This window comes from Alteromonas sp. W12 (assembly GCF_001924945.1).
Taxonomy (GTDB): Bacteria; Pseudomonadota; Gammaproteobacteria; order Enterobacterales; family Alteromonadaceae; genus Alteromonas; species Alteromonas macleodii.
This window is the reverse complement of the sequence record NZ_LQXH01000008.1, coordinates 100,346-115,856: the sequence shown is the minus strand read 5'-3', so window position 1 is coordinate 115,856 and position 15,511 is coordinate 100,346. Positions and strand designations below refer to the sequence as shown.

Genomic DNA, 15,511 nt, shown 5'->3' with positions numbered 1-15,511 from the left:
TAACAAGCACTTGCCGCGTCTTTTGCTATCAGTTTTAGCCACGTACTGACACTATTACTCATCCCATACGACTTGGTTTCTGCCCTGCTCCTTGGCTCTGTACAGCGCTTTGTCAGCAAGCGATAAGAGGGCGCTGAAATCCGCCTCAAAGGTGTCTTTGATAAATGTTGCGCCGATGCTGATCGATAAATTCATCGTGTCTGTCTTGTAGGTCACCCTTCCTTCTTCAACAGCAATGCGCAGTGCTTCTAGCTGCCTATGGATCTCTTCTTTCTTGTCACCTATCATGACTATTGCAAACTCTTCTCCTCCTAATCGAGCCACGACATTTGGCGCTTGATTATGTTTAGCTATTTTTCTCGCAACAGCAATAAGCGCCTGATCTCCAGCATCGTGACCGTAGGTATCGTTTACTTTTTTGAAGTGATCAATATCGACAATAGCAACACATCCTCGACAATGTTGTTTTGAAAATGAGATGCACTCGTCAAGGAACGCGCGTCGGTTATAAAGGCCCGTTAAAGAATCAGTCATCGCCAAATGCCTAAGCTTCTCTTCAGCAACGGCTCGGGCTTCCTCAAGCTCTACTGCGTAGAACAAGCCAGCCAAAGCATCTAAAAAGGGCTGTAGAAACTCAGCATCTTCGTCAGTGTAGGTATCAAACTTGTTCGCTAAACCGACCATTCCCACTACTTTATCTTTCACTTTTATTGGTAGGCCTAAAAATCGGCTAATGCGCGGATGACCGTGCGGAACACCTTTGGAATTAGGGTGACTGTTTGGCGCATTACTAATGGTAACTTCTCCCGTTAAAATTGAGGTTCCAAAAAGGTTATCGAAGTTACTAAAGTAGAGGTTTCGTTTTTTGTACTCTGCATATTGAGAAAAGCTACTGTTATCCCAAACAATTTCAGAAATCGCATGAATGAAAAGTCTAGATGAGCTACCGTCTCCTTTCATTTGGCCGACGAAGGCAAACTGGCTATCTGAGATATCTATGAGTTCGGCCAATACGGACTGACACGCCATCGTCAAGTCATTGTTCTGGAGATATGATGCCCGGGTTTTATTGATAAATTGAAGGAGCTGGGTTTTCTTTCTCTCATGCAGTTCGCTTTCCATTCGTTGCGTTATATCTCTATGAATACCTGCTATTCGAACCGGCTTACCTTGGGCATCTGTCTCAACGGTTTTCCCATAACTTTCAACCCAAACCCAAGAGCCATCAGTGTGTTTCATGCGAAATGTGGTGTTAAAGACTTTGCTCTTACCAATTAGATGCATGTTGAGCTGCTTTTCAACTTTGACGTAATCCGCGGGATGAATGAGCTGTCTAAAAAAGCGGGAGCCACTGTCATAGTATTCATACTCAAGACCAACAATGTCGCACCAGCGCTTGTTGACTTGATTAACATCGGCGGCCAAGTTCCAGTCCCATGTTCCTAACTCTGAAGCCTCGAGTAATAAACGCATCCGCTGATTGGTTTTGTTGAGCTTATCTTCCACATACTTTTGGTCACTAGTGTCAAACAAAAATGCTTGAACCGAGTACAACATGCCGTCTTCGCGAAAATTTGCCGTTGATATCATGCTCACCCAAATAGTACGCGTTGGCGTCCTTATCTGAAGACGGCAGGTGTGCGTTTCAACACCTTCCATGTGGGCCTGCATAGCAAAGGTAAAATCACCCTCCGCCTCCTCAGACAGCACCTCACTCAATGCCACCGTTCCAGTGAGCAAATCTTGGGGTGAAACTCCCAATACACGCTCACTATTTTTCGAGATATACACCAGCCTCAACGACGTATCATAGCGCCACGTTGCCAACACAATAGGAGACTTCTCAATAAGCCCATGCTCGCGTTTAAGCGCTTCGTGTTCTCTTGAAAGCGAAATATGCTGACTAACCAAAGCACCTATTCTCTCTAAAACTTCTAAGTGTTTTGCGTCTATTTCTCTTGGCACGGTATCAATTAAACATACGGCACCGATTACCTGATCATTTATCTCGATCGGCGTTCCTGCGTAGAAACAAATGTGAGGTTCTCCGGTGACGAGAGGATTATGCATAAACCGTGGATCTTCTTGCGCGTTGCTAACAACCACCTGCTTGCGCTCTTCAACGACGTGACTACAAAACGCATGTTCACGAGTGACTTTAGAAAGAGTGGTTCCGTAGTGTGCTTTAAAGGTTTCTTCAAACTCTCCGACGACGCCAATGAGTGCGATCGGCACCTTGTATGCCTCTGCGAGCACCATCATTAAATCATCAAGATCTAACGGCACTTCGCTATTGAGCATAAAGTCATCAATTGTCTTTAACCGGCTTTGATCATCCACTACTGCTTGCTCATATTCATTTGCCCTTATAAAAGTAGTAACAGTCCGGCTGTACCGCAATTAAATACAGCTAATGTTACGTTCTCTGTATTCGAACCCATTATAGAAATGGCTGTGACTCACAAGAAAAGGAGAAGGGCGCTTTTGAACTTCCCATGTTATGGATAGTCATTACAGCATGAGAAGCGATGAAATTGGCTTGTCGCGAGATTGTGACGCGTTTGTGTTACACTTCACCCGTTTTTATTTCATAGGATTACATAATTCATGTCGTGGATGCGAAAAGCCCTTCTGTCGGTATTTCATTATCCTGTTAAGTTACTGGTTAAAGCCCACAGCATTCCAGTTAACGTTGAAACCGAATTAGGAATAGATAAAAGTAAACCTATCGTTTATCTACTCCCCACCAACTCAGTGACAGACCAACTTGCACTGAGAATGTCGACTAAAGCGCTAGGTTTACCTAGTCCTACAGAAACCCTCACATTAGCGGGGCGAGAGTATTCGTCGACCTTATTTTTACGCAAAACCCAGCCTCTTTTCCGTTCGTCGGCTAAAGATACGGGAATTGAAGACGTTTTTACTGACCTCTTTCATTTGCATAGAGACCATGAAAACCTAGATTTACAAGTTGTTCCTGTCTATGTGACGTGGGGCCGTGCCCCGGGTCGTGGTAAGCCAGGCTTAAGCGATCTCATTGCTGATAAAGCGGCGCCAAGTTGGCTTCGTAAGTTGTTCATTGTGCTGTTTTTGGGCCGCGACAACTTTATTAACTACTCTAAAGCCGTTTCTGCACGCGCGATGTCCAATCAACATGGTAGTGACCAAAGTATTGCACATAAGCTTGTGCGCGTAGCAAGCACTCACTTTCAAAGAAAGCGCCAAAGCATGACTGGCCCTACGCTGTTAGAGCGCCAAGAACTCAATAATAGTGTGTTGGGCTCTGATGCAGTGCGTCGCGCTATTGCTGAGGAATCACGAAGCAAGAAGGTGTCTCATGAAAAAGCGAAAGAGACTGCCCAAACCTACATCACAGAAATCGCGGCAGACTACCGCGAAGGGCTAATTCGTTTTGGCGACAGGCTACTTACCCGTATATGGAACAAAATTTATAACGGTATTAGTGTAGGTCATGCCGATCGCATTCGTGAATTGGCGGCTAATGGTCATGAAATCATCTACGTACCGTGCCACCGTAGTCACATGGATTACCTATTATTGACTTACGTGATTTATCACGAGGGTATGGTTACGCCACATATCGCTGCAGGTATCAATCTGAACTTTTGGCCGGTTGGAAAAATGTTCCGTCGTGGCGGTGCTTTTTTCTTACGCCGCAGTTTTGCAGGCAACAAGCTCTACACAGCTGTTTTCAGAGAATATCTAGAGCTGCTGTTTAACAAAGGCTATTCGGTAAAATACTATCCCGAAGGTGGCCGCAGCCGAACCGGCCGTTTGATCCCACCGAAAACGGGCATGCTAGCCATGACCATTCAAGCCATGCTCAAAGGCGTTAACCGTCCAGTTAGTATCGTGCCTGTTTATATCGGCTATGAAAACGTGATGGAAGTGAAGAGCTATTTGAACGAACTCAAAGGCTCTAAGAAGAAAAAGGAATCTAACCTTCAGGGGTTCTCGGCTATTCGTAAACTCAAGAATTATGGTCACGGATACGTGAATTTTGGCGAACCCATTGCGCTTAACCAGTTTCTTGAAAATCATGTGCCTAACTGGCGAGATTGTCGCGATGCCGAGCCAGAGAAAAAACCAGCGTGGCTGACACCTGCGGTTAACGAACTGGCCAATAATGTCATGACGCGAATTAATCGCGCAGCGGCATTAAATGGTATGGCGTTAGCGTCGTTATGCTTACTGTCTTCTAAACGACAGACCATGAGTGAAGCAGAGTTAAAACAAGCAATGGGCGACTTCATGGACTTGTTTAAAGCGGTACCGTTCAGCGATGATGCCACCATTCCAGATTCATCAGCGGAAGAGCTACTGCGCGATACGCTGAAATTAGGCCGCTTTGACGTAAAAGAAGACGATTATGGGCGTTTGATCAGTCCTCAACCAAAATCAGCGGTATACCTCACTTATTATCGCAACAACATTTTGCACTTATTCGCGATCCCAGGTCTTATAATGGCGTCTATCTTCGCGAAGAAAGGCACCACGAAGAACAGTATTTTTCAGCTTATTGCGGCGCTTTATCCGTTGCTGCAAAAAGAGCTATTCTTGCACCTTACCCAAGATGAGGCGCTTGCGCATACTGATGCGCTTATAACAGCGCTACTAAACAAAGGATTGTTGCGTCAGGAGGGCGATGAACTGTTGCCGCCAGATGCACACTGCAAACAATTCCACTCAGCATGGCTGTTAAGCCGATGTATGCAGGAAACGCTTCAGCGTTACGCGGTGGTATTGACCATTCTTGATAAAGAAAAAGTGATTAGCCGAAGTGCGCTTGAGCGCGAAAGTAAGCAAGTGGCTGAACGCTTATCTGCTCTCTACGGGCTAAGCTCACCAGAGTTTTACGATAAGAATGTGTTGTCTAGCTTTATCAGTGCATTGAAAGAAAACCACTGGCTGGACTCTGAAAAAGATGGCAGCTTAAAGTACTCAGAAGAGTGTGAAGCCTTACGTGCTGACGTTATGGCCCTGATTTGGCCAGAAATGATGCAGCATTTGGAGAACGTTACACTAAACGCTTCGAATTAAGGCGACGCTAGCTGGCTGAATTTGCCAGCACTACGGAGCTTAGGTAAAAAGAGAAAGCCCATGCTACTGCATGGGCTTTTTATTGCGCGTCAATCTATCTTGGCTGGCATTGAAAATCCCCATACTTCATTGATAGATAGACGCTAGATAGTGCCGCTTCGTATCGCTCCCCGGTAAACCTGCGCTTAACGCGAAGCAATACAAAGCGAAAACGGGAGATAGGCTCGTTTCGCCTGTTTCGCTATTTAGACCTTCGCTGGTTGCGACAGGAAAAAACGATAGGCGGGGTTGTCTGTTACTTCTTCAACCTTATAGCCTAACTCAGCAACATGCTGGTTAAAGTCATCTCTACTTTCTGGTGCGATATCAAAGCCTGCCAATACCAAACCTTCTGCTGCGCCATGGTTGCGATAGTGAAATAGGGTAATATTCCACTGTTCACCTAACGTATTTAAGAAGTTCAGTAGCGCACCCGGACGCTCAGGAAATTCAAAGCTGAAGACTTGCTCGTTGAGAATAGTTGGCGGACGGCCACCAACCATGTGACGAACATGGAGCTTCGCTAACTCATTATCGGTTAAGTTGACGCAGTCATACCCTTTGCTTTCAAGGTCGCTTTGCAGTGCAGCAAACTCTTGCTGCCCGCCTTTAAGCTTAACGCCCACGAAAATATGTGCTTCGCTCTCACTGGCATAGCGATAGTTAAATTCGGTGATTGCTTTTGCCCCAACGCACTCGCAAAACTGTTTAAACGCACCTTTGTTTTCAGGAATTTTAACCGCAAAGACCGCTTCTTTCTGCTCACCTAATTCACAGCGTTCAGACACATAGCGAAGGGTATGAAAGTTGATGTTTGCGCCACACAGAATGCCGCCTAACTTCTTACCTTTGAGGTCGTGTTGCTTAGCGTACTTGCGAATTGCCGCCACCGACAATGCGCCCGCAGGCTCTGCAATAACACGGGTATCATCAAAGATATCCTTAATTGCTCCGCATATTTCATCATTAGTAACCGTAATGGTTTCATCAATTAAACGATTACACAGACGGAAAGTTTCCTGCCCCATCACTTTAACAGCAACGCCATCAGCAAAAATGCCGACGCTTTCAAGCTCGGTAGGCGCGCCTTGCGCCTTTGCTTTAATGAAACAGGCCGATTCTTCCGACTCTACCGCAACGATTTTTATGCTTGGTTTTAGTTGCTTTAAGTAAACCGCAATACCAGCGGCTAAACCACCGCCGCCCACAGCAATAAATAAGATATCGAGGTGTGGGTTTTGCTCTAGCAGCTCTCGCGCGACTGTACCTTGCCCTGCAATGACATCGGGGTCGTCAAAGGGCGGAACAAAGGTATAACCGTGGGTCTCACATAATGCTTTTGCATGGCTACTTGCTTGATCAAAGCTGGTGCCATGCAATACCACATTCACGTTTTCACCGCCGAAGCGTCGTACTGCGTCTACCTTGATATCAGGCGTGGTTTCAGGCATGACAATAGTCGCCTGAATACCTTTCATTTTTGCACTGTACGCTAAGCCTTGCGCATGATTACCCGCCGAGGCGCCAATTACGCCAGCTTGCAATTGCTCGTCGCTTAGTGAGCAAATACGGTTATAGGCACCGCGCAGCTTAAAGCTTTTTACCGGCTGCTGATCTTCGCGTTTCAGAAAAATTTCATTGCCAAGCTCGGCTGAAAGCAAAGACATATAGGAAAGTTCACTTGCCACTGCTACATCGTAAACAGGGGCAAGTAAGATCTTCTTCAAATATTCATGATCGCTAACGTGTTCGGCTGCCATTATAGATTTTCCAGCTTAGTCACATCACGCACTGCACCTTTATCGGCACTGGTTGCTAACGCCGCAAAGGTTTTAAGTGATGTGGAGACTTCACGAACGCGATCTTTCGGCTTCCAAGGCTTATCACTGGCTTCCATTTTCGCGCGGCGTTCTGCTAGTTCTTCATCGCTAATAGCAATATTGATACTTCTATTGGGGATATCTATTTCAATTTTATCGCCATCTTCCACTAGGCCAATGCCACCACCACTGGCGGCTTCAGGTGAGCAGTGACCTATAGACAACCCACTGGTACCGCCACTAAAGCGTCCGTCTGTTACCAAAGCGCAGTGCTTGCCTAACCCTTTAGATTTCAAGTAAGACGTTGGGTACAGCATTTCTTGCATACCCGGGCCGCCGCGGGGACCTTCGTAGCGAATGAAGACCACATCACCGGCTTTTACTTCATCGCCCAAGATACCTGCTACCGCATCATCTTGGCTTTCGTAGATTCTCGCAGTTCCGTTGAATTTTAAAATAGACTCATCTACGCCAGCCGTTTTTACAATACAGCCATCTTCAGCCACATTACCGTATAGCACGGCTAGGCCACCTTCTTGACTGAACGCATGGTCGATAGAGCGAATGCAGCCGTTTTCGCGGTCGTCATCGGCTTCGTCCCAGCGACAATCTTGGCTAAATGCTTTTGTCGTGCGAATACCCGCAGGACCCGCGCGATAAAAGGTAATAGCGTCTTCGTTTTCAGGGTTAGTGATGTCCCACTCGCTGATAACGTCGGTAAGCGGTTTTCCTAAAACATGATTAACATCGGTGTTCAGCAAGCCAGCCTTATTTAGCTCGTTCAAAATACCCAAAACGCCACCCGCTCGGTGTACGTCTTCCATGTGATATTTGGGTGTTGAAGGTGCCACTTTGCATAGGTGAGGGACTTTGCGAGACAATCTGTCGATGTCTGCCATAGTAAACGGCACTTCGCCTTCCATTGCCGCTGCTAACAGATGCAAAATGGTATTGGTCGACCCCCCCATGGCAATATCCAAGCTCATGGCATTCTCAAAAGCCTTAAAGTTAGCGATATTACGTGGTAATACACTGTCATCATCGTCGCCGTAGTAACGCTTGCACAGCTCAACAATTTGTTTGCCCGCTTGTTTAAATAAACCTTCACGGTCGGCGTGGGTAGCCAGCATAGAGCCGTTGCCCGGCAAGGATAAACCTAACGCTTCGGTTAGACAGTTCATGGAGTTCGCGGTGAACATCCCTGAACATGAGCCGCAGGTAGGGCAGGCTGAGCGCTCAATTTCGTCGGTATCAGCATCGCTAACTTTGTCGTCAGCAGCCGCTACCATGGCGTCAACCAAGTCTAGTTTAATAAGCTGGTCTGAAAGCTTGGTTTTACCCGCTTCCATTGGGCCCCCAGACACAAAAATGACCGGTACGTTCAAGCGCATAGACGCCATTAGCATTCCCGGAGTGATCTTGTCGCAGTTAGAAATACAAACGATGGCATCGGCGCAATGTGCGTTCACCATGTATTCCACTGCATCAGCAATGATTTCTCGAGATGGTAAGCTATACAGCATACCGCTGTGCCCCATGGCGATACCGTCATCCACTGCGATAGTGTTGAATTCTTTCGCCACACCACCCGCTTCTTCAACGCTACGCGCCACTAATTGGCCGAGATCTTTTAGGTGAACATGCCCAGGTACGAACTGCGTAAATGAGTTCGCAATAGCAATAATAGGCTTGCCGAAATCAGAGTCTTTCATTCCAGTTGCTCGCCATAACGCGCGAGCTCCCGCCATATTTCTACCTTGGGTGGTAGTTGCTGAACGTAACTTGGGCATAAATCCTTCCCGTTAATTTAAGGGTCTAGGTTTAGGCGCTAGACCTTTTTGTGAAACTAAAAAACAGTGGTAAACCAGTAATGCTTTGGCTCAACTTCCAATACGCGCTGTTTTACTCAAAATTGCATGTCATACTGATGATGTAACACATCATCTAAGGTCGTTCAAAGCGAGGAGCAACAAAGCCTAACTGCTAACACATCAGTAGCGCTTTGTTTTATATGATATATTTGACATACAATACCTATATCCATTGGCATTGTAATTATGAAATGTTGTTGGTTAGAGGTTATGGCTTTACCTCATCACTCAATATCACGAACCGTAATCTCAACAGTACGTTTCGATATTGGGCAAAGAAATAGCATGAAACATAAGGCCTGATCAAGTATTTTGCGGTAGGAATGGCGAGTTTTTAAGGGTAGTAAAAGGGTACAAGAAGATGTTTGATTGGTTTCATTGGTTAAACTTAGCGGGGGTTGCAGTGTGCGCAATTTCCGGCACCCTGATGGCCTATCAAAAGCGTATGGATGGATTTGGCGTGGTCGTGCTTGCCAGCGCAACCGCCATTGGCGGCGGAACACTACGTGATGTCATGTTAGATGTCCCCGTCTTCTGGATTGCCGATACCGATTATTTATACACCACACTGATAGCCGCCTTTATACCCATTATCTGGCTGCGTATTAGTCCACGCTTTCCTTTTCACTATTTATTAATTGCCGATGCTTTCGGGCTGGCGCTGTTTAACGTAGTAGGCATAGAGAAAGCCTTGGCAAACGATACAGGCATGGCCGTGGCGGTTGCCATGGGCACCATTACCGGCGTGTTTGGCGGTCTGTTACGGGACGTTATTTGCCGAGAGGTACCGCTGGTACTCAACGGCGAACTGTATGCCATGACCTGTATTGCAGGGGGCGTGGTTTATGGAATAGGCATGCAAATGGAACTCGCCACACAGTGGTGTGGTATTGCGGCCCTTGTCACAACCGTACTGTTTAGGCTTGGCGCCATGCGCTGGCATTGGCAGCTGCCCGTTTTCTACAACGACCACCACTAGCACTAGCACTAGCACTAGCACTAGCCTAAGTTTGCTGAGCAGGATCATTACATGCCAAGCGTTTTATGCACTCTCAGTAGATCCCATCGTTAGTACAGTTACATCTTATCCCGACTCTCTCTAAAGTTTACGCCGACTGCGTTGGCTTACATTTTTACCGCGCTGACACGTTTGCGTTTCATAACCACGAATCATAAGTATTCAGCGAGAGGAGGTTGTTTAGATTATGGGAATGGCTGTTGTTAAAACCTTTGCAGGGCAGGGCGTGGCAGCGCCAGAGGTAAGTGTAGAGATTCACCTAGCTAATGGTTTACCTGCTTTTCAACTGGTCGGCATGGCAGAAACCAGCGTTAAAGAAGCGCGAGAAAGAGTACGCAGCGCCCTGATAAACAGTGGTTTTGAGTTTCCCGCAAAACGAATAACCGTCAATTTAGCGCCAGCAGATATTCCCAAGTTTGGCGGGCGGTTCGACCTTCCCATTGCCGTAGGCATTTTAGCTGCGTCGGGCTACATCTCAGACATTAGCCTACTTAACATTGCTTTTGTGGGCGAGCTTGCATTAAACGGCGAAATAAAGCCAGTAAACGGGCTAATTCCTGTGGTAATGGCAGCTGCACACGAAGATATTGCGCTCGTATACCCGGGTGATAATGACGTAGAGGCTGCATTGGTTTCTCACGCAACACGCTATCCTGCTTTCGATTTACAGTCTGTTTATGAACACCTTGCCGGCAACAAAAAACTTGCTAAAGGCCAACCGTTTACCTCGCGAGCACTTAACAGCCCCCTTTCAGGGTGGGATGACATTATCGGCCAAGAGCAAGCCAAACGAGCGCTTGTTATCGCAGCAAGTGGAGCACACAATTTACTTATGGTGGGGCCTCCTGGCACAGGTAAAAGCCTGCTCGCCAGCCGAATGCTATCGCTATTACCCGATATGAGCGAGGAAGAAGCGTTGGAAGTGGCTGCCATTCACTCTGTGAAAGGCGAAAAACTGCATGCAGAGCGGTTTTTAACCCGCCACTTGCGTTCGCCCCACCATACTAGCTCTGCGGTGGCACTTACTGGCGGTGGCTCAAACCCTGTACCGGGTGAAATATCGCTGGCTCATAATGGTATTTTGTTTCTAGACGAACTGCCTGAATTTGGGCGAAAAGCACTGGATGTATTGCGCGAGCCACTTGAAACCGGCGACGTGCATTTGTCTCGTGCTTCAGGAAGCGCCACATACCCCGCTAACTTTCAATTAGTAGCGGCAATGAACCCAAGCCCGACAGGTGACATTGATGATAACCGACTAACCCCGCAGCAACAGCTCAACTACTTGAACCGATTATCGGGCCCACTGCTTGATAGAATTGATATACAAGTCGAAGTGCCGCGGCTACCTGACTACGACCTGCCAGAGCGTGCCAATAGATCTGACGACTCGATACACGCAACGCGAGAGCGGGTCATTGCAGCGCGTCACAAACAAGGGCTACGGCAAGGTAAGCCAAATGGGGCGCTGCACGCGGGTGAGCTTGCCGATATATGCTTACTTGATGACGCTGATTTGCAGTTTTTACAAGCCGCTGCTAAACAGCTTAATTTGTCTATGCGGGTATTTCATCGCACGTTAAAAGTGGCAAGAACCATTGCTGACCTTGAAGAGCAGAACGCTGTATCGCGGGCGCACATTGCAGAAGCATTGGGCTATCGCGCCCTCGATAACCTTATTAAACAGTTGAGCGCTAGCTGAGCACCAGCTATGCCTTAAACTTAGCCACGCGTTTGCAAATTAAGCTGCATAAAGGCGTTAATAAGTGGCTCGTTTTGCTTATCCTGCAAGCAGCATAAACCTAAAGCATAAGGTTCAATATCTTCAACAGGTATTTGGGTTACAGCATTGGCCATACTGGAGTGATCAAGTACCACTTTAGGCACAAAACCCACACCACATTCAAGTGCAACCATGCTCACGATAGCCTCGTTACCGCCGACATAAGCATACACATTAGGGCGAATACCGTGTTCAGCAAACCAATGATAGGCGGTACGACGGGTTGGTCCAGTTTCAGGCATAATCACCTGATGTTTGGTCCAGTCTAACTGGCTTAGTTGGGTGAGTCGCCATTCTCTTGGGGCAATAAGTACCAAAGGCACATTATCAAGGGCGGTGAAATGCAAATCTGTCGGCATATCAGGGGTGTAAATAGCAATTGATAAGTCACACTGCTTGCCTTTGACTTTTTCTATCGCAAGGGCGGGATCGCCAGTGATAAGGCGTATATCCACACCCGGGTGCTGTTGCCTGAACTGTCTAAGCATAGCGGGTAAATGGCTTTGACTGGCGGTAACCGAGCAAAATACGCTGAGCTCGCCCTGCAATGCGTCGTTATCTTCTTTTAAGTCGACCTTTAGCTGCTGCCAATCTTTCAGCGCTTGCTTTGAAAAAGACAGCAGCTTGTGCCCACTGTGAGTTAGCGCCACTTTGCGGTTATCACGTTTAAACAGTGTACAGCCTAACTCGTCCTCAAGGCGCTGAATCACGCGGCTTAACGTAGAAGGCGACACATACATGGCCTCGGCGGTAATGCCAAAATGTAGGCTGGTGGCTAGGTGATTGAACAGCTGTAGACTGCGAAAATCCATAAACATTTCACTTTATGCAATATTATCTTGCAAATATATCATTTTCCAAAACAAAAGAAATCTTTTAGTCTCAATATCAAGTCGTCATAGACGAGGTCTGTCAACACCAAGGTCGGTGTTTGATATTGACAAAAATGAATGTTGTTCGGAAATTTTTATGGCTAATTATTTCAACACCCTGTCACTTCGCCAGCAGTTAGATCAGCTTGGCCGCTGCCGTTTCATGGCACGCGATGAATTCGCTGACGGTTGTCAGTTCTTAAAAGGCAAGAAAATTGTCATTGTAGGCTGCGGCGCGCAGGGCCTTAACCAAGGCTTGAATATGCGTGACTCAGGGTTAGATGTTTCTTATGCGCTGCGTCAAGCAGCCATTGATGAGCAACGCGACTCATATAAGCGCGCAACCAGTAACGGATTTACCGTTGGTACTTACCAACAGCTCATTCCAGAAGCAGACGTAGTTTATAACTTAACACCTGATAAACAGCACGCTAGCGTAGTCGAAGCCGTTATGCCGCTTATGAAAGAAGGTGCAACGCTAGGTTACTCTCACGGTTTCAATATCGTTGAAGAAGGGCAGCAAATTCGTAGCGATATCACAGTAATCATGTGTGCGCCGAAAAGCCCGGGTTCTGAAGTACGTGAAGAATATAAGCGTGGCTTCGGTGTACCAACTCTGATTGCTGTACACCCAGAAAACGACCCTGAAGGTAAAGGTTGGGATCAGGCCAAAGCACTTGCAAGTGCAACGGGCGGTGACCGCGCAGGTGTACTTGAGTCATCATTTGTGGCTGAAGTTAAATCTGACCTCATGGGCGAGCAAACCATTTTGTGTGGTATGCAACAAGTTGCAGCGGTACTTGCGTTTGAAAAAATGGTTGATGACGGTATCGAGCCAGGATACGCAGGTGCACTTATTCAGTACGGCCTAGAAGCTATAACTGAAGCACTTAAGATTGGCGGTGTGACTAACATGATGGACCGTCTTTCAAACCCTGCGAAAGTGAAAGCGTTTGAGCTTTCTGAGCAGTTAACTGATTTACTTCGTCCGCTATTTGAAAAGCACCAAGACGACATCATCAGCGGTGAGTTCTCTCGCACCATGATGGAAGACTGGGCGAATGGCGATGCGAACCTGCTTAAGTGGCGTGAAGAAACCGGTGAAACCGCGTTTGAAAACGCACCGGCTTATGAAGGTGAAATTAGTGAACAAGAATTCTTTGACCACGGCATCTTACTGGTTGCCATGATCAAGTGCGGTGTTGAAGTTGCGTTCGACGTAATGGTTGAAGCCGGTATTCTACCTGAGTCTGCGTACTATGAATCACTGCATGAAACACCGCTTATTTCTAACACAATCGCACGTAAGCGTTTGTATGAAATGAACGTGGTTATTTCAGACACAGCAGAATACGGAAACTATTTGTTTGCTAACGCAGCAATTCCAATTTTGCGTGAGAAATTTATGCCTACCATTGATACCAGCGTTATCGGTAAGGGTTTAGCCGCTACTTCTAATCAGGTAGAGAACAAACGCCTTGTTGAAATTAACGAAGCCATCCGCTCACACGGTGTGGAATCGGTAGGTAAGACCTTACGTGGCTACATGACTGACATGAAGGCCATCATAGGTTAGGACAGTTTCTGTCGTTAGGTGCTTAACTAAGCCCTCTTGCCCGACCATTTTGGTCGGGCTTTTTTATGTCCGTAAGCCTGCTAATAAGTATCTTTCTTACGCAACTGACCTCTGCGACACGCCGATACACCTTCTAAATAGAACCTTCACGAACGCGCTCGGCATAGCGTACGGATACGTAAGATAAAGCAAAAAAGACGAGAAATCCCCAGCCGATAGGCATTAAATTTCCATTTAAGAAACTGTCGACGAACAGTGCAACAGGCACCGAGAAAAGGCTAGAAAATGAGCCAATTATGGCCGCGCCTAAACCTGCCATATCGCCAAGCGGCTGCATCGCCATGGCGTTTAAGTTACCAAACAGTATGCCCACAAAGAAAAAGCCTACAAACATAACCGTAACCGTAGGAATTAAAGGCGGCAAGCCGTCGTACGCCAACAGCAACGCTAAATACACAACAGCAAACCCGTTAACTCCTTTAAGTGCAAAACGACAAAGCTTGCGCATCCCAAAACGCATTACCATTTTGCCGTTAAAGTAAGAGGCGAGACCAATTGAAAAAGCAAGCGTTGCAAAGATGTAGGGAAACCATTCACCTACGTTGTAAAACACAGTAAATATGGTTTGCGAAGCACTTAAATACGCCAAGAATGCCCCAAAAATACAGCCCATGGCAAAGGTGTAACCCATCACTGCTGGGTTAGTGAGAATGAACTTTGAAGATGCGAAAAACTGCGCCCATGAAAACTTTTTACGCCTTGCTCTTGGCAGGGTTTCCCCTTGACGAGAAAAAAACCAAATGCCGGCCATGGTAGCCACAATGAGAAACATAGTGAAAATATGGAACCATGAGGTCAACTCCATCACCGTTTGCCCAATAATAGGCGCCAACATAGGCACTAATATAAACACCATCATGATAAACGACATGACTTTTGCCATCGCATCGCCAACGTAAAGGTCGCGAATAATTGCCATAGAGGCTATTCGTGGCCCAGACACCCCAAATGCTTGAATAACGCGACCTACCAGCATGGTCTCCAAATTGGTGGCCATCATGCAAACAAATGTACCTAAGGCGAAAATACACAGGCCCACTAATATAGTTAGGCGACGGCCGCGGCTATCGGAAAAAGGCCCAAAGAACATTTGACCCAGTGCCATGCCTAAAAAGAACACGGTAACGATTAAGTGGGTTTGATGCGCCTTGGCGACCTGTAGTGACTCGCCAATTTGAATCAACGCAGGCAGCATAGCGTCAATGCTCAACGCGACAAGGGATGTCATCGTAGCCATTAGCGCAACAAATTCAACAAGGCCAAGCGCTGGCTTTTGCACAACTGCAGTATCCTCAGATACGCCATTAGAAGTCTGGGGCATAAAGTCTCGAATATGAAATAAAGTGGGGGAAATTAAAAAGGCGCGAAATTAACGCGCCTTGTTGAGTATACCTGAAACTTGGTTAAAAAG

9 protein-coding genes are annotated in these 15,511 nt (G+C 46.8%); 4 read left to right on the top strand and 5 right to left on the bottom strand.

The window, feature by feature from the left end; genetic code table 11:
- Window positions 1-54: 54 nt before the first annotated feature.
- On the bottom strand, window positions 55-2,340 hold the full coding sequence (locus tag AWH61_RS11890) for a sensor domain-containing diguanylate cyclase (RefSeq protein WP_014951389.1): 2,286 nt from the start codon (window positions 2,338-2,340) through the stop codon (window positions 55-57).
- A 267-nt stretch (window positions 2,341-2,607) separates the two neighbouring features.
- Here AWH61_RS11890 and plsB point away from each other — a divergent pair, with 267 nt between their 5' ends.
- Complete coding sequence (plsB, locus tag AWH61_RS11885; RefSeq protein WP_075177168.1) at window positions 2,608-5,061, top strand: glycerol-3-phosphate 1-O-acyltransferase PlsB; 2,454 nt, start codon at window positions 2,608-2,610, stop codon at window positions 5,059-5,061.
- A 245-nt stretch (window positions 5,062-5,306) separates the two neighbouring features.
- Here the strand turns inward: plsB and ilvA are convergent, their stop codons facing one another.
- Both ilvA and ilvD read right to left on the bottom strand, forming a co-directional pair.
- Entirely contained in the window at window positions 5,307-6,860 is a 1,554-nt protein-coding gene (ilvA, locus tag AWH61_RS11880; RefSeq protein WP_014977809.1) for a threonine ammonia-lyase, biosynthetic, read from the bottom strand.
- A complete protein-coding gene (gene ilvD / locus AWH61_RS11875) occupies window positions 6,860-8,710 on the bottom strand; it encodes a dihydroxy-acid dehydratase (RefSeq protein ID WP_014977810.1) in 1,851 nt (616 codons plus the stop codon). Before ilvD ends, ilvA begins: the two co-directional genes overlap by 1 nt.
- 442 nt (window positions 8,711-9,152) lie before the next feature.
- Between ilvD and AWH61_RS11870 the strand changes: the two genes are divergently transcribed.
- Together AWH61_RS11870 and AWH61_RS11865 are read left to right on the top strand one after the other, a co-directional pair.
- Window positions 9,153-9,770 carry a trimeric intracellular cation channel family protein gene (locus AWH61_RS11870; protein WP_014951393.1) on the top strand — a complete coding sequence of 206 codons (618 nt, stop codon included), beginning with the start codon at window positions 9,153-9,155 and terminating at the stop codon, window positions 9,768-9,770.
- Window positions 9,771-9,996: 226 nt separating this feature from the next.
- On the top strand, window positions 9,997-11,511 hold the full coding sequence (locus AWH61_RS11865; protein WP_075177167.1) for a YifB family Mg chelatase-like AAA ATPase: 1,515 nt from the start codon (window positions 9,997-9,999) through the stop codon (window positions 11,509-11,511).
- A 20-nt stretch (window positions 11,512-11,531) separates the two neighbouring features.
- On the opposite strand, the gene ilvY is transcribed toward AWH61_RS11865, so the two are convergent.
- Window positions 11,532-12,404, bottom strand: a complete 873-nt coding sequence (gene ilvY / locus AWH61_RS11860; protein ID WP_014977812.1) for an HTH-type transcriptional activator IlvY — start codon at window positions 12,402-12,404, stop codon at window positions 11,532-11,534.
- A gap of 157 nt (window positions 12,405-12,561) precedes the next feature.
- Between ilvY and ilvC the strand changes: the two genes are divergently transcribed.
- Entirely contained in the window at window positions 12,562-14,040 is a 1,479-nt protein-coding gene (gene ilvC, locus AWH61_RS11855; protein ID WP_014951396.1) for a ketol-acid reductoisomerase, read from the top strand.
- Between the two features lie 133 nt (window positions 14,041-14,173).
- Here the strand turns inward: ilvC and AWH61_RS11850 are convergent, their stop codons facing one another.
- A complete protein-coding gene (locus AWH61_RS11850) occupies window positions 14,174-15,421 on the bottom strand; it encodes a multidrug effflux MFS transporter (protein WP_170870510.1) in 1,248 nt (415 codons plus the stop codon).
- Between the last annotated feature and the right edge of the window lie 90 nt (window positions 15,422-15,511).

What these genes read in the sequence shown, in the direction of transcription:
- AWH61_RS11850 (WP_170870510.1), bottom strand. Translation starts at nt 15,421, where the DNA reads ATGCCCCAGACTTCTAATGGCGTATCTGAGGATACTGCAGTTGTGCAA.
- ilvA (WP_014977809.1), bottom strand. Translation starts at nt 6,860, where the DNA reads ATGGCAGCCGAACACGTTAGCGATCATGAATATTTGAAGAAGATCTTA.
- ilvC (WP_014951396.1), top strand. Translation starts at nt 12,562, where the DNA reads ATGGCTAATTATTTCAACACCCTGTCACTTCGCCAGCAGTTAGATCAG.
- ilvY (WP_014977812.1), bottom strand. Translation starts at nt 12,404, where the DNA reads ATGGATTTTCGCAGTCTACAGCTGTTCAATCACCTAGCCACCAGCCTA.
- AWH61_RS11865 (WP_075177167.1), top strand. Translation starts at nt 9,997, where the DNA reads ATGGGAATGGCTGTTGTTAAAACCTTTGCAGGGCAGGGCGTGGCAGCG.
- AWH61_RS11870 (WP_014951393.1), top strand. Translation starts at nt 9,153, where the DNA reads ATGTTTGATTGGTTTCATTGGTTAAACTTAGCGGGGGTTGCAGTGTGC.
- ilvD (WP_014977810.1), bottom strand. Translation starts at nt 8,710, where the DNA reads ATGCCCAAGTTACGTTCAGCAACTACCACCCAAGGTAGAAATATGGCG.
- plsB (WP_075177168.1), top strand. Translation starts at nt 2,608, where the DNA reads ATGTCGTGGATGCGAAAAGCCCTTCTGTCGGTATTTCATTATCCTGTT.